We start from the raw sequence: 17,428 nt of genomic DNA on the forward strand, positions 1-17,428 counted from the left end.
TAAATAAAAAATCCCGCCTAAGCGGGATCTTTTGTTTCTTATTACCCTCCGAAGTCATCAAATCGGATGTTTTCTTCAGGAATTCCTAGATCATCCAGCAACTTCAATACTGCTGAGTTCATCAAAGGAGGACCACATAGGTAATATTCTACCTCATCTGGCTCAGGGTGATTTTTCAAGTAATTGTCATATAATACCTGGTGAATGAAACCAACGTATCCGTCACCTTCTTTATCTTCTTCTGATGTTTTGATCTTCCAATTGTCTTCTGGAAGTGGCTCCGAAAGACCAATGTTGAACTGGAAATTAGGGAAGTCTTTTTCGATATCTCTGAATTGAGGAACATAGAAAAGCTCCTTTTTAGATCTACCTCCGTACCAGTAAGATACTTTTCTACCAGTCTTCTCCGTATGGAAAAGGTGGAAAATCTGTGCTCTCAATGGAGCCATACCTGCACCACCACCGATGTAAACCATCTCACGCTGTGTAGGATTAATATGGAATTCACCGTAAGGACCAGAAATCGTAACCTTGTCACCAGGAACTCTAGAGAATACATACGAAGAACAAACACCAGGATTCACATCCATCCATTTGTTATTAGCTCTATCCCAAGGTGGCGTAGCGATACGAATAGTTAGCATCACGATGTTACCTTCTGCTGGGTGATTCGCCATGGAGTAAGCTCTGAATAGCTCCTCATCATTTTTCATCGTCAAGTCCCAAAGACCGAACTTATCCCAATCACTTTGATATACATCAGCTGGGTGACCTAGATCAGGGTGAGGAGTGATATCCATTCCTTTGAAGTTCACCGTCACTATTGGCACATCGATTTGGATGTATCCACCAGCTTCGAAATCAAGAGTTTCACCTTCAGGAAGTTTCACTTTGAATTCTTTGATGAAAGTAGAAACGTTGTAGTTAGAGATAACCTCACATTCCCACTTCTTGATACCAAAGATCTCTTCAGGAACTCTGATCTTCATATCATTTTTCACTTTCACCTGACATGCTAGACGGACGTTACCTTGCTGCTCTGCTCTGCTCAAGTGGCCTACTTCAGTTGGAAGAACTTCTCCTCCACCTTCTTCGACCACGCATTTACACATTGCGCAAGTTCCGCCACCACCGCAAGCGGATGGAAGGAAGATTTTTTGGCCTCCAAGTGTAGAAAGCAAGGTAGTCCCTGCTGCTGTTACAATCGGAGAGCTCTCGTCACCATTGATAATAATGCTGACATCACCTGAATTGACCAGTTTAGACTGGGCAAAAAGGAGAATAAATACCAGTAGCAGTATAATTATTGTAAAAGCTACGATGGATGTAATAATTACTGAACCCATGAAATTTCGGTTTAATTTTTCTTATGGATTGGCCCAATACGGGAGCACAAATATATTTATTAATCACTAAAAGAGACCAAATCGCAGTTCAAATTTGGCCCGAATAATCAAATCCTTCTAGTAGTATCTCGATTAATTATTTAAAAGGTTTAGTAAGGTGGTCAATCGGCCTTTCAATTGACGACGATCTACAATGAAATCCAAGAATCCATGTTCAAGTACAAACTCAGAACTTTGGAAGCCTTTAGGCAAATCCTTACCGATAGTCTCACGAATTACTCTAGGGCCTGCGAAACCAATCAAAGCTTCAGGCTCTGCTATATTGAAATCACCTAGCATTGCGTAAGAAGCCGTTACTCCACCAGTAGTTGGGTCTGTAAGCATAGAAATGTAAGGAACTCCTGCTTGATCTAACAACGCAAGCTTGGCAGATGTTTTAGCCATTTGCATCAAAGAAAATCCAGCTTCCATCATTCGGGCACCACCGGACTTTGAAATCATCAAGAATGGAATTTTATTTTTCAGAGAATGGTCTATAGCTCTGGCGATTTTTTCACCCACTACAGATCCCATAGATCCGCCGATAAAATTAAAGTCCATACAGGAAACTACAATGTCCAACCCATTCATTTTCCCCACAGCAGATCGTACAGCGTCTTTCAACTCTGTTTTCTTGATCGTAGCTTCAATGCGGGAAACGTAAGGTTTGGTATCCGTAAATTTCAAAGGATCTCCCGAGGTCATATTGGCATCAAGTTCCTTGAATTTGTTGTTGTCAAAAAGAATTTCGAAATATTCCTTCGAACCAATTTTCACATGAAAATCATCATCAGGACATACATAAGCGTTATTCTTGAGCTCTCTAGTATGGATGATATTTCCATTTGGGGTCTTAAACCAAAGGCCATCAGGTGCATCTTTCTTTTCAGCGGTAGACGTTTTGATGCCTTTGTCAGTTCTTTTAAACCAAGCCATATTGAGTTTTTAGGTTGTTTTTGACGAGTCAAAGGTTACAAATTTAGTCGTAAAATCCGTTAAATAAAACCTCCTCGGAAATAGGTAGGGAATTCTATTTCATAAAGGAAAACGATACAATATGGAAAATCGCTTTCTCGGTGATTAATATTTACCTTATTTTGAGATTGTACACTAAAGAGTAGGTTTTTCATTGACAAATCTTCTCATACCCAAATAACTACGCATGAACCTAGCAGTTCTACTTCTCTTTTCAGCCATTATTTTATTTTTAGCCTATAAGATTTACGGCAAATATGTATACAAGAAATTTGGCCTAAACGATAAAAATCCGGCGCCATCACATACCCACAGAGATGGTGTGGACTATGAACCAAGTAAGCCTATTGTAGTCTTGGGGCATCATTTTGCTTCAATTGCAGGTGCAGGCCCAATAGTTGGACCTATCATAGCAGTGACTTTTGGATGGATCCCAGCAGTCATTTGGATCTTGGTAGGAGGAATATTCTTTGGAGCTGTACATGACCTCGGAAGTATGGCTACTTCGCTCAAGACTGATGGAAAATCTATAGGCGTAATCATTCGAAATCAAATTGGAATGAAAGGAAAACAACTATTCATTATCTTCAGTTTCTCCACATTAATTCTTGTCATTGGTGTTTTTGCTGATATTATTGCCAAAACTTTCGTCACTAATCCTGGAGTAGCCTCAGCCTCCATTCTTTTTATTTTGCTAGCTGTAGTTTTCGGTATAGTGAATAAAATGGTTGGAGATAAGAAAACATCATTTGTCATCATCACTATAGTAGGTGTCCTTTTGATGTACTTCTTTGTGTATCTGGGTATGAAAATACCTTTTGTATTGGATTACAAAGTTTGGGTTTTGGCACTACTAGCCTATGCATTTATAGCATCTGTTACTCCGGTGGGGATGTTGCTTCAGCCGCGAGATTACCTCAATAGTTTTTTGCTTTACGGATTGATCATAGCTGCCGTTTTAGGTGTATTCATTGCCAACCCGGAAATTCAGATGAGTAATGAAATTCACGTCTCGGATGAAAATCTCGGATACATTTTCCCAGTTCTATTTGTAACTATTGCCTGTGGAGCCATTAGCGGATTTCACTCCCTAGTTGCTTCAGGGACTACTTCTAAGCAATTAGATAAGGAATCTGACGCCAAATTAGTTGGATTTGGAGGGATGCTAATTGAGTCATTTTTAGCTATCATCTCTGTGGGAGCAGTGGTTATTTTATCCCGATCAGAATACATTGATCGACTGTCTGGAGAAGGTCCAGTTGCACTTTTCTCCACTGGCTTAGGGGGCATGATTGCTACTCTGGGCATTTCTGAAGAGTTTGCTGTAGGTTTTGTCGCACTGACAGTTTCAGCATTTGCACTCACCACTTTAGATACTTGCACCCGTTTAGCTCGATTTACTTTACAGGAATATTTCGAAGATGTGCCACAAGCTGCAGGTCAATACCTGGCAAAAAACAGATACGTTTCTACTGGGATTGTTGTGGTATTCTCTATTCTATTATTGCTTTCGGGAGAGTTTACAACGCTCTGGCCAATTTTTGGCTCTGCAAATCAACTGCTAGCTGCACTTGCTCTTTTAACTATCGCTGTCTGGCTGATTAAGAAAAACATTAATGCGCTCTTCGTGACCATACCTATGTTTTTTATGTTCACCGTCACATTGGCATCGTTGGGGCTATTTGCCTGGAAAAACTTCCAAAACGAAGTTTATGTCCTCTCCATTATCGCAGCATTACTTTTTGTTTTAGCTATTTCCTTAATGGTTTTGGCTACAAAAAGTTTGAAAAAAGAAGTCAAAGAACCTGCTAAGGCTCTTTGACTTTCTGATGATTATAAAGAATTAAATACTTCTTTTTCCTTCTTGGGAATTCTTAATGCTACGGTGAAATTGATGAGGTAGTCGGCAAATGCTGCATCACCATGAACCACATTGTCTGGCGTGGAATTTTCAATATCTGTTACACTTTGAGTTCTATTTCTGAACAATGCCACAGGCACATTTAGCGTTCCTGTTATATTTCCCAGCATGTAGCTGACTCCAGGTTCCACAGAAATAACGTAACCTGGTCTCCTAAATCCTTCGCTTCCGCCAATTACATCGTGAACTGGTATACCTTCAATTCTTCCACCAAGAGAAGCACCCAAACCGTGTATTTTTTCAAATGATTTGAACACGCCTGTTCTCAAAGCGAACTGATCTGGCACGCTCATAATTGCTTCATTCGGCCGGCTTCTGTTGGTTGGCGTTCCATTAGTTTCTTTAGGATTGAACATATAAAACCCATCGTAATACCAAAAGAGCGTACTGCTCATATTCCAAAGTCCTTGAAAATCTACGATCAAACCTGTTCCTCCATCGCCTAACTGAATGGATTGATCTACCGTTTTTTCTAATTCCAGTCCTTCAGCTCCTTGATTGTAAAAAGTACTTGTAGCAGCATAATCACCAGTTGGGAATTTGATCCCAAGACCTATAGCAGTATTACCTCTTTTGGCTTTTTCTCCAGAGAGCAACCAGTAACCTGCTCCGATTCTCATGTCCCCCAATCCTTTAGAGTAAGAAGTGTGCCTCTCCGTGCGGCCGTGTTCATAGAGAGAGCTTCTTTCATTGTATTGTAAAGGCATGGAAACAATACCATACATGCGCTCAGAAAAAGCATAGCTAAGGTTGATATCTAAGCCATGCTGCTTATTGATCACTTCCGTATGATCCGTTAATCGATTGTGTTCTTCTTCTGTGCCTCTAAAATGTCTGAATGACTTAAAATAGCGGTAGCTGCCACTGATGTTCAATTCGCCCTTATTCAGCATATTTCCTTGGCCAACAGCATTTCCAAGACCAGAGAATTGTCTGATAGCCACACAACCTTGAGAAAAGGATTGACAAGGAACTAGATAAAATGCAGAAAGTATAAATAGGAGTTTTGTGATTTTTTTCATGATAGATTAGATAATTTCTTAACAAGTTTATGTTTGTTGAATTGCCTTATTCTAGCCAAAAGCATTTCGTTTAGAAATATGCAGATAGCATCACACGACATCGGAGATCTCCGAGAAGGTCATAAAGCAGAATTAAATAAGAAATTATCCAGCCTGCGGAGGCGGGTTATCGAGTTGAAAAAATGGATCTATATATGGAAAGAAAAGAAATTCAGGTGAATTAGGTTGATTTTGGCTCTCAGTAAAGTCTACGTCATATTTAAGTGGCTGAATGTAGTCTTTGGCGATAAGTCTAATGGTGACCTTACCAGATGGATCCTGGGATGTTTCATCATCTGTCAAGAAGGAAATCCATTTTTTTACCGTATTGTCTAATGCTTCTCTACTGGTATCTGGCACCACCACGATCTGTAATGTATCGTTTTGGTAGCGCTGCCTGATTGCACGGAAATATTGACCATCCTTTTCGAATGAGGTATTGGTAGACTGAAATTGCTCCTGATTGGCCATGTAAGGTGCCGAAAGCGGGATTTCAAGAACCATCTCATGACCTTCAACTGAATTTTCTCCATAAATAATATCTTCCCACTTACTCTCAAGGTGCTGATTATAGGAAAAATAGAATGCATAGTAGCCAAAATGATAAATGGCAAAACAAACAAAAAGGAATATGGAAAGGGCTTTCTTCAATTCTGGATTTATTACAATTCGAAAAGTATTAAAATTCAATTTGTAAAACCAGTGCTCAATTAAATAATATTTTACCAGATCACACTACGACCAAATAATCATTCAATAGATCGGCTTATTTAAAATAATATTCAAATATTTTCAAAAAAACCAGAATAATGAGGGAAGTTACCCCGTAGATTTTTAAGACTTTAATGCGGTTCATCCTGTCCATAAACCACAGCACCACTACTGGACTTATTAACCCTACAACCAGGCTGACAAGGCAGAAATAGAACAGAATCCAAAGCAGTATTAAAATAGCGGGCATCATAGGGTAAAACTAAAAAAGGAACAGCAATGCTGTTCCTTTTCATTAATATATCTAAGCGAGAATTACTTCTTACGCTTGATCTCTTTCATCTCGTAACCTTCAATCGTATCCTCAATTTCAATGTTATTGAAATTCTTGATTGAGATACCACACTCATATCCAGCTTTCACTTCAGCTACATCGTCTTTGAATCTCTTCAATTGATCGATTTCGCCTTCATGAATTACGATACCGTCTCTGATCACACGGATCTTGTTCTTTCTGGTAATGAAACCATCTGTAACATACGAACCTGCGACAGTTCCGATCTTCGTGATTTTGAAGACTTCTCTTACTTGGATATTACCAGTAATGATTTCTTCAAATGTAGGCTCCAACATACCCTCAATAGCATCTTTGATCTGGTTGATCGCATCATAGATGATAGAGTAATGTCTGATTTCAATTTCTTCTTGCTCTGCCAATTTCTTAGCGTTAGAAGATGGTCTAACCTGGAATCCAAGGATAATCGCATCAGAAGCAGAAGCTAGCAAGACATCAGATTCAGAGATCTGACCCACACCTTTGTGGATAATGCTCACTTTCACTTCGTCCTTAGAAAGCTTCAATAGTGAATCAGAAAGTGCTTCAACTGATCCATCCACATCACCTTTGATGATTATATTCAATTCCTTAAATGAACCGATTGCTAAACGACGACCGATCTCATCCAATGTAATATGTTTCTTAGTTCTTAAGCTTTGCTCTCTCTGTATTTGCTCTCTAGAGTTAGCAATGTCTCTTGCTTCACGCTCAGTACCATAAACTTTTATGATATCACCCGCTTGTGGAGCTCCACCAAGACCTAACACCTGTACAGGTGTAGATGGTCCAGCTTCTTTTAGCTTTTTACCTTTATGATCAAACATCGCTTTCACACGACCGTGATGCTGACCTGCAAGAATGATATCTCCTACTCTCAACGTACCAGCCTGAACCATTATAGTAGAGACATATCCACGTCCTTTATCCAAGGAAGCTTCTATAACTGTACCAGCAGCATTTTTATCTGGATTAGCAGTAAGCTCTAATACTTCAGCTTCAAGGAGTACTTTTTCTAGAAGGTCATCGATACCCTCACCTGTTTTTGCAGAGATATCTTGAGATTGATATTTTCCACCCCACTCTTCAATCAAGAGATTCATATTAGCCAGCTCTTCTTTGATCTTGGCAGGGTTGGCGTTTGGTCTGTCTATTTTGTTGATCGCAAAGATCATAGGGACACCTGCCACTTGTGCGTGGTTGATGGCTTCCTTAGTCTGAGGCATGATGTTATCATCAGCTGCAATCACAATAATTGCGATATCCGTGATTTTTGCACCACGTGCACGCATCGCTGTAAACGCTTCGTGACCTGGAGTATCTAGGAATGCAATCTTGTTACCAGTCTTAGTCATTACATCGTAAGCACCGATGTGCTGGGTGATTCCTCCTGCCTCATCTGCAGTCACTTTAGACATACGGATGTAATCAAGCAAGGAAGTTTTACCGTGATCGACGTGACCCATGATGGTAACGATAGGAGCTCTTTCTAGAAGTTCCTCTGGAGAATCTGGCTCCTCAACCTCAATTTCATCTTCGATTGATTTGGTGAATTCTACTTCATATCCAAATTCGTCAGCGATGATAGTAATCGCTTCAGCATCCAATCTCTGGTTGATGGAAACAAACATACCTAGTGACATACAAGCGGAGATAACCTGATTGACAGACAAATCCATCAATGCAGCTAAATCATTTGCAGAAATAAATTCAGTAACCTTTAAGATTTTAACCTCGTCCGTTTCAAAATCTACATCTCTAACTCTTTCAGCTTTCTTATCTCTTCGGCTCTTGCCTTTTCCTCCTCCAGCGCTCTTACCCTGAAGACGGGCTAGAGTTTGCTTGATTTGATCTTGAATCTCTTTCTGAGTAGGCTCAGCTTTCTGAACTCTAACTGGAGGTCCACTTCTTTGATTTCCACCTGGACGATTACCTGCAGGATGAGGACGATTACCAGGTCCACCGCCTGGACGGTTTCCTTGACCAGGTCCTCCTGGCTTGTCAATACGCTTGCGTGGTCGTTTTTTATCTCTTCCTCTTTCATCAGAAGAAGCAACTGGACCTCCCTTTTTCTTAGGGCGATCTGCTGGAAGTTCTATTTTACCTAAAACCGTAAGTCCTTTAAGTGAATCTGCCTTTGCAGCGATTACTTGATCCTTAGGTGCAGGTGGAACTGGAGTACTTGGCTGTACAGGAGAACTCGGCTGTTGTGGCGCAGGCTTCGGCTGTTCTTTTTTCACCTGAGGTGCAGGCTGAACATTAGGCTTTCTATCTTCCTGAGCCGGTCTTGGCTGAGGTTTAGATTGCTGGCCAGACTGAGGCTTCTTCGAATCCCCATGCTTTTGACCATACTTATTTTGACCATGCTGCTGCTTATGCTTAGGGCCAGAAGCAACATTTTTGCTCAAGTCAATTTTACCCAATACTTTAATACCCTCTAATTTAGGAGGTTCAGTAGAAATTTTCTCTGGCTCGGCAGGCGGAGAAGGTGTAGAAGACGGCGCTGGCTTTGGCTCTTCGGCTGCTTTTGGAGCAGGCGCGGGAGTCGGAGGAGTAGCAGCTGCTGGCTTTGGCTCTTCCACTGCTTTTGGAGCAGGAGTAGGAGCTGGCGCTGGCGCTGGTGGTGCTACTGGCTTTGGCTCCTCTTTTGGAGTTTCTGGCTCCATAGAAATAGGCTCATGGCGCTTCCCTATGGAGAGGTGCGATGCCTCCTCTTTATCTAGGGCAGAAGATTTGAATTCCTTATTCAGCATCTCAACTTGATTCATGTTGATTTTTGAATTAGGATTATTCTCCACCTCATAGCCCTTTTTAGCCAATGACTCAACTATGGTTGCCGTACCCACGTTGAGTTTTCTGGCTATTTGGCCTAAACGCATCATTTTTTCTTCTGACATAAGCAAAAATTTCTTTCGAAATCTTAAATAATTAGGGTATTAAACGGGGATTATTTCCCGATTTATTGATCAAATTCTTGTCCGAGTATCCTGAATATCTCATCAACAGTTTCTTCTTCAAGCTCTGTTCTTCGAGTCAGGTCCTCTTTAGTCAAGCTCAATACGCTTTTAGCCGTATCTAAACCTGTCTTCTTTAATTCGTCGATGATCCAGCTGTCGATTTCATCAACAAACTCCATCAAGTCGACATCTTCTTCTTCGCTTTCGTTCAACTCACGGAAAACGTCAATTTCATAACCTACCAATCTACTGGCAAGTTTGATGTTGTATCCACCTTTACCGATAGCCAGAGATACCTGGTCTGGCTTAAGGAATACGGATAATCTTTTTGTTTCCTCATTCGCAGTGATAGAAGAAACCTTGGCTGGACTCAATGCGCGAGTGACATACAAATCCAAATTTTCTGTGAAGTTGATTACATCAATATTTTCATTCTGCAATTCTCTTACCACAGCATGAATTCTTGATCCTTTCATTCCCACACAAGCTCCTACTGGATCAATACGATCATCGTAAGATTCCACAGCAACTTTTGCTCTTTCGCCTGGCTCTCTCACAATCTTAATAATTGTAATCAATCCATCGTATACTTCAGGAACTTCGTTTTCGAACAAACGTTCCAAGAAAACTGGAGAAGTTCTAGAAAGAATAATCTTTGGGTTGCCATTAGACATATCCACTCGGTGAACAATAGCCTTCACGGTATCACCTTTTCTGAAGCGATCTTTAGAGATCTGTTCTGCTTTCGGTAAAATTAGCTCGTTGCCATCACCATCCATAAGAAGTATCTCTCTTCCTAGAATCTGGTAAACCTCTGCACTTACAATTTCACCTACTAACTCTTCATACTTAGTATATAGAATATCTTTCTCAAGATCCTTGATTCTCTGGATCAATGTCTGACGAGCCATTTGTACAGCACGTCTTCCAAAAGCTTCCAGTTCAATTTTCTCGTAAACTTCTTCTCCTATTTCAAAATCTGGTTCGATTTTGCGGGCTTCCGCAAAGCTGATTTTGTCTAAATCCCAAATATCCTCAGAGTTGTCGTCGACAATCTCGCGGATACGGAATATCTCAAGGTCACCTTGATCAGCGTTAATAGTCACATCGAAGTTCTCATCAGTTTCAAACTTCTTACGAATCATCGCTCTGAACACATCTTCCAAGATACGGATCATCGTAGGTCGATCCACATTTTTAGATCTCGCAAATTCAGCGAAGGATTCTATTAAGACTTTGGCATCCATTTGATTTATTTAAAAGATACTTGTACAATTGATTTCTTCATCTCTTCGAAAGGAAGAGAAATTTCCTCCTCTGTGGCTTTTTTGCCTTTTTCCTTTTTCTTTTTCACCAGTAGTTTCACACCGGTTTCTGATACTTCCAGTAGTTTACCTTCAATCTCCTCTCCCGAGGTCAAAGAAATCTTTAGCTCCCTGTTGATATTTTTCTGAAATTGTCTTCTACTGCTCAAAGGAAAATCCAATCCTGGGGAAGAAACCTCAAGAATATAAGCTTCAGGCATCATTTCTTTTGCCTCAAGTTCTTCAGAAACTGCCCTGCTTAACTTTGCGCAAGCTCGGATAGTCACACCTTCATCAGCGTCCAGAAGGATGTTAAGAAGCTTTTTGCCTGATTTCTCAGACATCTTCACTTCTACAATGAAATGATTTTCATCCGGAAGATGCTTCTCTACAATCTCTTCGATAGCTTGTTTCAATTCAGTCATAGTATGCATAATGAAAGAGGGGACCATATGGTGTCCCCTCCAGAAACTTTCGAATACGACGCAAAGGTAAATATTTTTGTAGTAAAAACAATGAGCCCCCTAAATCAAGAAATAGAGTTGATTAGGTTTTTTTTCTTCGAAAAAACTTCAACAAACTAAAGCCACCTGAGAATCATTTAATTTTGTTATTAAAAAATATCCCGTTTCTATCAAATTTGTCCCATTAAGATAATAATTTTGCCCACCTCCGTTTAATATGAGTGCGCAGCATAGTATATTAAACTCCTAACTCCAGTAAATTACAATCAATACCTAAAAATGGGATTATTTGACTTTTTCTCAAGTGATATTGCAATCGACCTCGGTACCGCAAATACCCTGATCATTCATAAAGATAAAATTGTAGTAGACGAACCTTCTATCATCGCAATCGACAAGACCACCAATCGTGTATTGGCAGTCGGACGTGAAGCAATGAACATGCATGAGAAAACGCATGAGAATATAAAAACTATCCGTCCTTTGAAAGATGGAGTAATCGCAGATTTCTACGCCGCGGAGCAAATGATCAGAGGTTTGATCAAAATGATCCCAGGTCAGAAAAAAGGTTTATTCCCGCAGTCTCACCGCATGGTGATCTGTATTCCTTCTGGAATCACCGAGGTAGAAAAAAGAGCGGTGCGTGACTCTGCAGAGCATGCTGGCGCCAAAGAAGTATATATGATTTTCGAACCGATCGCTGCGGCCATCGGTATCGGGATCGACATCGAAAAACCAATGGGATCCATGATCGTGGATATCGGAGGTGGTACAACTGAAATCGCACTTATCGCGCTTTCAGGTATCGTTGCTGATCAATCTATCCGTGTGGCTGGTGATACGTTTACCAAAGACATTTTGGATTACATGCGTCGCCAGCACAACTTGCTGATCGGTGAGAGATCTGCCGAGAAAGTCAAAATTGCTATTGGTTCCGCCTTGACAGAGCTCGATGATCCCCCTGAAGATTACGAAATCAGAGGACGTGATTTGATGACTGGTATTCCTAAAGTGATCAAAGTATCTTACTCTGAGATTGCATTCTCTTTAGATAAATCCGTTTCGAAAATCGAAGAAGCCGTGCTAAAAGCATTGGAAATATCTCCACCGGAACTATCTGCTGATATCTACGACAATGGTATTCACCTTACAGGTGGTGGCGCTTTGCTGAAAGGTCTTGACAAAAGACTTCATCAGAAGACAAAACTTCCGATTCACATTGCTGAAGATCCGCTACGTGCTGTAGTAAGAGGAACAGGTACAGCCTTGAAAAACGTACAAAATTTCCGAACAGTATTGATGACATAAACTCCGAATGCTACGCATCCTTCAATTCCTTTATAGCCTAAGGTCTTTTCTATTATTTGTTTTGCTTGAAGTATTGGCGATAGGATTAATTGTCTCCAATAATTCACCTCAGGGTGCAGCTTTCTTCAATAGTTCCAATGCAGTAACCGGATCCGTTCTTAAGACCCGCTCAGACGTCGTCGATTTCTTTTCACTCGCGGAAGCTAATGAAGCGCTCCTTGTGGAAAATGCCGCACTGTTGGAGCATCTTAAAACTTTGAATTCTATACCTGATAGTATTTCTATCCAGTTGGATTCCGCATTGGAAGCTCAGTTTACTTTCAAAGGCGCTCGAATTATTAGCAATTCCTTACGTTTTTCTCAAAATCATATAACCCTTAACAAAGGGTCTAAAGATGGAGTCAAACCTGGAATGGGAGTATTTAACGAAGAAGGAGTCATTGGAAGAATAAAGTCAGTATCTGAAAATTACTCAGTGGCTTTTTCTTTACTAAACACGGAGCTTAAACTTTCCTCTAAAATCAAGACCAATAATTCATTTGGAACGACGAAATGGGACGGTAAGGACTCCGAAAAATCGAAGCTTCTGTATGTTCCCCGTCACGTAACAGCTAATCCTGGTGACACCATCGTCACAACTGGATTTAGTGCAGTTTTCCCAGAGGGAATTATAATCGGAATTATAGAAAGTGTGAATCAAGGAGAAGACCCTAACTTTCTGGACATTGTAATAAAACTAAGCACAGATTTCAGCAAGGCGCATTATGTCTATTTAGTAGAAAATGCTCGATTAGATGAAATTGATTCTCTACATATGAATTCAGATATAGAAAATGAATTTTAAGAGTCTGATTACTTACGTATTCTTGGTGATTTGCTTGTGCCTGGTGCAGATTTTACTGCTGAAAAACCTCGCGCTTTTTGGTGTGGCTTTCTGCTTCATATACCTACTGGCTATATTGAGTTTCCCTATCACCATGCGTGGCTTTCCCTTGATCTTAATCAGTTTTGGCATTGGACTACTGATAGATGTATTTTACGACACACTTGGTCTTCATGCTTCGGCGGTTACACTTTTGGCTTTCTTACGCCCTTTTTGGCTCAAAGCCATCAGTCCAAATGGTGGTTATGACGATGCTAATATCCCCACCCTTCCTGAAATGGGAATTGGATGGTACATCAGCTATACTTTACCTTTAGTTTTTGTCTTCTCACTCATGTTTTTCATTGCCGATCAATGGGGAACAGGGGGATTATTTGGCGTATTAAACAAAAGCTTTTTCTCCTCGATATTTACAGTCTTTATGGCTATAATTGTACAACTACTGTTCTTCAAACGCAGGAGAGGAATCTAATGAACGACCAAAGGCCCGTAGTAATAATCATCTTTGTTTTCGTGATTGGTTTGGTGCTTTTAACCAAGCTTTTTATGATCCAAGTGATGGACGACAGCTTTATCCGAAAAGCTGAGCGGAATGCCATTCAACGAGTGGTAGATCACCCCTATCGAGGATTAGTCTACGACCGCAATGGTAAATTGCTCGTTTATAACAATCCAATTTTTGATTTGATGATAGTCCCAAAGGAATTTGAAGTAGGGGATACTACTCGTTTCTTAAATCTTTTTGGGATTACAAAAGAGCACTTGATCGAATCATATCAGGCAGCAAGAAAATATTCTTATGTAAAGCCTTCTACTTTTATCAAGCAGATATCTACCAATGATTTTGCTAAAATTCAAGACTTTCTAATCGATTACCCAGGCTTGTTTATTATGACTCGCTCAGTGCGCTCTTATCCAGAGCCAGTGGCTTCCCATGCCTTGGGGTATATTGGTGAGATCAGCGGGAGACAACTTGAACGTGACAGCTCAGGCTATTATGTACAGGGGGACTATGTAGGACTGAGTGGAATGGAACGCTTCTATGAAGATCAGATGAGGGGAACCAAAGGCGTGAAATACAAAATGGTCAATGTAAGGGGAATAGACAAAGGTCCCTTCAAAGACGGTGAATATGATACCGCTTCGGTAGCAGGTAGCAATATTACTTCTTCAATTGACATGGAGTTACAGAAATATGGCGAATTGCTAATGCAAGGAAAAACAGGTTCTGTAGTAGCTATTGAGCCAAAGACTGGGGAAATCCTAAGTATGATTTCTGCGCCATTCTATGATCCTAATTCCTTGACAGGCGCAGAATTCAGTAAAAGCTACAGAGCTTTGAATTCCTTAGAGACTAAGCCTTTGTTTAATCGTCCAATCATGGCGACTTATCCTCCAGGATCAATTTTTAAAATAGTGCAAAGTCTCATCGGTCTGCAAGAAGGTATTTTGACTCCTGAAACCACTTTTGCTTGTAATAAGTCTTTGGTGGCTTGTCACAATCACCCTTCTCCAGTCAATCTTTTTGGAGCAATCCGTAATTCCTGTAACCCATATTATCACCAAGCTTTCAGACAAATCATCAATCAGGAAGTATCAAGTAATACCTATAAGGATACCGAGATAGGATTAAATGCATGGCGGGAACATGTATTGAAATTCGGATTAGGCGGTACTTTGGGTGTAGATATGCCCAATGAAAAGAAAGGGCTAGTGCCTAATAGCGGATACTATGATCACTATTATGGTAACGGTCGTTGGAAATATTCCACCATCTATTCTCTTTCTATTGGCCAAGGAGAACTGCTTGTGACACCACTTCAAATGGCTAATCTAGCAGCCATTTTTGCAAATAAAGGATACTATTACACGCCTCATTTAGTAAAAGCTATTGACGGGGACAAAAGTCAGATTCCGCAGGAATATCTTACCAAACATGAAGTAGGTGTAGATGCACACCACTTTGATATGGTACAGGATGCGATGGTTCAGGCTCTATACGGGACTGCTCAGCGAGCTATCATGAAGGATATTCAGATCGCTGGAAAAACTGGAACTGCCCAAAATCCTCACGGAGAAGATCACTCTGTGTTCATTGCTTTTGCACCAAAGGACAATCCTCAAATAGCCATTGTGGTGTACGTGGAAAATGCAGGTTGGGGTGGAAGAGCTGCGGCGAGTACAGCATCTCTTATGATTGAAAAATACCTTAAAGACAGTATCTCAAGACCTGATCTTGAGAAATATGTCATAACAGGAAACTTCATTTATTAATGCGTGAGAAGGATATTAACATAAGTCGGGTGGATTGGATCACCGTTATGATCTATTTCGTATTAGTAATGATAGGCTGGTTCAATATCTACGCCGCAGTCTACGATGGGCAAGTGGACAAAAGTATTTTCGATACTTCAATCAATTCCGGTATTCAACTAGTCTGGATAGGGACCGCGATAGCGATCATTATCGTAATCATGGCGGCAGATTACCGTCTATTCGAAAATTTAGCAATTCCTATATATCTGGTAATGCTGGTATTACTACTACTGACTCCTTTTATAGGAAAAGAAGTAAATGGACAGATACTTACCATTGGATTCGGTTCTTTCCGTATACAACCCGGAGAGTTTGCCAAATTTGCGACAGCCCTAGCGCTAGCCAAGTTTATGGAAAGACCCACCTTTGATCTCTCCAAAACCAAATATCAATTACAGGCATTTGGAGTGCTCTTACTACCGATAGTACTGATCATTCTTCAGCCAGATACTGGTACTGCCATGGTATATTTTGCCATGCTGATCATGTTCTATCGTGAAGGGCTTCCACAAAAGTTCTATGTGCTTGGCATCGGTATAATTGCAATAGCTTTATTGGCACTAGGTATAGAAAACAATCTCTATTTAGCGGGTGCTATTGTGGTGATTGTTGCCATCCTGATTATGATGGGAAAAAAGACACCTCAGCAAATAATTGCTTTCAGTGTAATAGGAATCGCATTAATAGCATTTACCTATAGCCTTGACTTTGTAGTCTCTAAACTTCCTGAGCACCAGCAAAATAGAATCATGGTGCTTTTCAATCCAGACCTAGACCCGCTTGGTGTTGGATGGAATGTTACACAATCCAAAATTGCTATCGGCTCAGGTGGACTTGCAGGAAAAGGCTATTTACAAGGCACGCAGACGAAGTTTGACTTTGTTCCTGAGCAACACACAGATTTTATATTTTGTACGCTAGGAGAAGAGTTTGGCTGGCTAGGCAGCTTTGTTGTCATTTCATTGTTTGTAGCCATGATTACCCGATTGGTGCTCATGGCGGAGCGTCAAAAAAACAGGTTTAATAGAATATATGGCTATTGTGTGATTTCGATTCTGATGTTTCACTTCATGATCAATATCGCCATGACCATTGGATTATTTCCTGTGGTAGGAATTCCTTTGCCTTTCTTTAGCTATGGAGGATCCTCTCTATGGTCGTTTACAATTCTGCTCTTCGTCTTCATCAAAATGGATAGTGCCAGAGCATTGCAACTTGGAAGAATGGGCTAAGAAGCTAGTAGCTTTTTTAGCCAGATTTGCTTCTGTGGCTCTCTATTCTTTATGGCAAAAGGCGTATGGTATTGATGCGCTTTCAAAAAATTAATCTGCAGATCCTTCCACTGCTGAGGGGTTGAGATCACATTCATGTTCTTCAGTTCCTCAAATAATTTCTCACTTATTTCAGGATAATCCTGTCTACCTAAGTAATCCAAATCTGCATCGCAAATAATGCGTTGCAGATGATTTTTAGGGCTTTGAGGGATTTTAGTAGCCATTACCAAACCTTTCACTTGCTCAATGGCTTTTGGTTTTACACCCAAATCCTTCATAATAATTTCAGCCATACCAGCACCTACTTCTTCATGATTTGAAGATCCTTTTAGAAAACCCATATCGTGTACTATCGCACCCATTCTTAGTAGATATCGATCTTCTTCAGAAAGCTTTTCCCGCCTTATATATTGATTACACACATTCAACACGTCCAGCGTGTGATCTAGAGCATGATAAGTCAGAGACTTGGGCAAATTAGCCTCAAGATTAGATAAAACTCGTTTTCGAAGAGTACGATATCCTTGCATGGGAT

The 17,428-nt window shown here is 40.5% G+C and carries 14 protein-coding genes; 6 read left to right on the forward strand and 8 right to left on the reverse strand.

What is annotated here, in order from left to right; genetic code table 11:
* Window positions 1-41 precede the first annotated feature (41 nt).
* The gene (nqrF, locus tag BM291_RS00285; RefSeq protein WP_092894175.1) at window positions 42-1,346 is read right to left on the reverse strand and encodes an NADH:ubiquinone reductase (Na(+)-transporting) subunit F; all 1,305 of its coding nucleotides are present in this window, start codon (window positions 1,344-1,346) and stop codon (window positions 42-44) included.
* A 132-nt stretch (window positions 1,347-1,478) separates the two neighbouring features.
* Entirely contained in the window at window positions 1,479-2,321 is an 843-nt protein-coding gene (gene accD / locus BM291_RS00290; RefSeq protein ID WP_092894176.1) for an acetyl-CoA carboxylase, carboxyltransferase subunit beta, read from the reverse strand.
* 226 nt (window positions 2,322-2,547) lie between these two features.
* On the opposite strand from accD, the gene BM291_RS00295 reads away from it, so the two are divergent.
* Window positions 2,548-4,182, forward strand: coding sequence for a carbon starvation CstA family protein (locus BM291_RS00295; RefSeq protein ID WP_092894177.1), 1,635 nt, complete (start codon window positions 2,548-2,550; stop codon window positions 4,180-4,182).
* Window positions 4,183-4,193: 11 nt separating this feature from the next.
* Here BM291_RS00295 and BM291_RS00300 read toward each other — a convergent pair whose 3' ends face one another.
* From BM291_RS00300 to BM291_RS00325, 5 genes are all read right to left on the reverse strand, one after another.
* On the reverse strand, window positions 4,194-5,303 hold the full coding sequence (locus tag BM291_RS00300; RefSeq protein WP_092894178.1) for a transporter: 1,110 nt from the start codon (window positions 5,301-5,303) through the stop codon (window positions 4,194-4,196).
* A gap of 144 nt (window positions 5,304-5,447) precedes the next feature.
* Complete coding sequence (locus tag BM291_RS00305; protein ID WP_139229017.1) at window positions 5,448-5,993, reverse strand: hypothetical protein; 546 nt, start codon at window positions 5,991-5,993, stop codon at window positions 5,448-5,450.
* A 375-nt stretch (window positions 5,994-6,368) separates the two neighbouring features.
* The gene (gene infB / locus BM291_RS00315) at window positions 6,369-9,284 is read right to left on the reverse strand and encodes a translation initiation factor IF-2 (RefSeq protein WP_092894181.1); all 2,916 of its coding nucleotides are present in this window, start codon (window positions 9,282-9,284) and stop codon (window positions 6,369-6,371) included.
* Window positions 9,285-9,346: 62 nt separating this feature from the next.
* A complete protein-coding gene (nusA, locus tag BM291_RS00320; RefSeq protein ID WP_092894182.1) occupies window positions 9,347-10,591 on the reverse strand; it encodes a transcription termination factor NusA in 1,245 nt (414 codons plus the stop codon).
* Window positions 10,592-10,596: 5 nt separating this feature from the next.
* Window positions 10,597-11,073: a ribosome maturation factor RimP gene (locus BM291_RS00325; RefSeq protein WP_092894555.1), complete on the reverse strand. Its 477-nt coding sequence runs from the start codon at window positions 11,071-11,073 to the stop codon at window positions 10,597-10,599.
* 318 nt (window positions 11,074-11,391) lie between these two features.
* On the opposite strand from BM291_RS00325, the gene BM291_RS00330 reads away from it, so the two are divergent.
* From BM291_RS00330 to rodA, 5 genes are read left to right on the forward strand one after another with little or no spacing between them, the layout of a single operon-like run.
* Window positions 11,392-12,420, forward strand: a complete 1,029-nt coding sequence (locus BM291_RS00330) for a rod shape-determining protein (protein ID WP_057939075.1) — start codon at window positions 11,392-11,394, stop codon at window positions 12,418-12,420.
* A gap of 7 nt (window positions 12,421-12,427) precedes the next feature.
* Window positions 12,428-13,264: a rod shape-determining protein MreC gene (mreC, locus tag BM291_RS00335; RefSeq protein WP_092894183.1), complete on the forward strand. Its 837-nt coding sequence runs from the start codon at window positions 12,428-12,430 to the stop codon at window positions 13,262-13,264.
* Entirely contained in the window at window positions 13,254-13,775 is a 522-nt protein-coding gene (locus BM291_RS00340) for a rod shape-determining protein MreD (RefSeq protein ID WP_092894184.1), read from the forward strand. The genes mreC and BM291_RS00340 overlap by 11 nt, the downstream gene beginning before the upstream one ends.
* A complete protein-coding gene (gene mrdA / locus BM291_RS00345) occupies window positions 13,775-15,577 on the forward strand; it encodes a penicillin-binding protein 2 (RefSeq protein WP_092894185.1) in 1,803 nt (600 codons plus the stop codon). The genes BM291_RS00340 and mrdA overlap by 1 nt, the downstream gene beginning before the upstream one ends.
* Complete coding sequence (gene rodA, locus BM291_RS00350; RefSeq protein ID WP_092894186.1) at window positions 15,577-16,851, forward strand: rod shape-determining protein RodA; 1,275 nt, start codon at window positions 15,577-15,579, stop codon at window positions 16,849-16,851. The genes mrdA and rodA overlap by 1 nt, the downstream gene beginning before the upstream one ends.
* On the opposite strand, the gene BM291_RS00355 is transcribed toward rodA, so the two are convergent.
* Window positions 16,848-17,423, reverse strand: coding sequence for an HD domain-containing protein (locus BM291_RS00355; RefSeq protein ID WP_092894187.1), 576 nt, complete (start codon window positions 17,421-17,423; stop codon window positions 16,848-16,850). The genes rodA and BM291_RS00355 overlap by 4 nt on opposite strands.
* Window positions 17,424-17,428: the final 5 nt, after the last annotated feature.

It is taken from the genome of Algoriphagus aquimarinus (genome assembly GCF_900112005.1).
Classification (GTDB): domain Bacteria; phylum Bacteroidota; class Bacteroidia; order Cytophagales; family Cyclobacteriaceae; genus Algoriphagus; species Algoriphagus aquimarinus.

What these genes read in the sequence shown, in the direction of transcription:
- nqrF (WP_092894175.1), bottom strand. Translation starts at nt 1,346, where the DNA reads ATGGGTTCAGTAATTATTACATCCATCGTAGCTTTTACAATAATTATA.
- accD (WP_092894176.1), bottom strand. Translation starts at nt 2,321, where the DNA reads ATGGCTTGGTTTAAAAGAACTGACAAAGGCATCAAAACGTCTACCGCT.
- BM291_RS00295 (WP_092894177.1), top strand. Translation starts at nt 2,548, where the DNA reads ATGAACCTAGCAGTTCTACTTCTCTTTTCAGCCATTATTTTATTTTTA.
- BM291_RS00300 (WP_092894178.1), bottom strand. Translation starts at nt 5,303, where the DNA reads ATGAAAAAAATCACAAAACTCCTATTTATACTTTCTGCATTTTATCTA.
- infB (WP_092894181.1), bottom strand. Translation starts at nt 9,284, where the DNA reads ATGTCAGAAGAAAAAATGATGCGTTTAGGCCAAATAGCCAGAAAACTC.
- nusA (WP_092894182.1), bottom strand. Translation starts at nt 10,591, where the DNA reads ATGGATGCCAAAGTCTTAATAGAATCCTTCGCTGAATTTGCGAGATCT.
- BM291_RS00325 (WP_092894555.1), bottom strand. Translation starts at nt 11,073, where the DNA reads ATGACTGAATTGAAACAAGCTATCGAAGAGATTGTAGAGAAGCATCTT.
- BM291_RS00330 (WP_057939075.1), top strand. Translation starts at nt 11,392, where the DNA reads ATGGGATTATTTGACTTTTTCTCAAGTGATATTGCAATCGACCTCGGT.
- mreC (WP_092894183.1), top strand. Translation starts at nt 12,428, where the DNA reads ATGCTACGCATCCTTCAATTCCTTTATAGCCTAAGGTCTTTTCTATTA.
- BM291_RS00340 (WP_092894184.1), top strand. Translation starts at nt 13,254, where the DNA reads ATGAATTTTAAGAGTCTGATTACTTACGTATTCTTGGTGATTTGCTTG.
- mrdA (WP_092894185.1), top strand. Translation starts at nt 13,775, where the DNA reads ATGAACGACCAAAGGCCCGTAGTAATAATCATCTTTGTTTTCGTGATT.
- rodA (WP_092894186.1), top strand. Translation starts at nt 15,577, where the DNA reads ATGCGTGAGAAGGATATTAACATAAGTCGGGTGGATTGGATCACCGTT.
- BM291_RS00355 (WP_092894187.1), bottom strand. Translation starts at nt 17,423, where the DNA reads ATGCAAGGATATCGTACTCTTCGAAAACGAGTTTTATCTAATCTTGAG.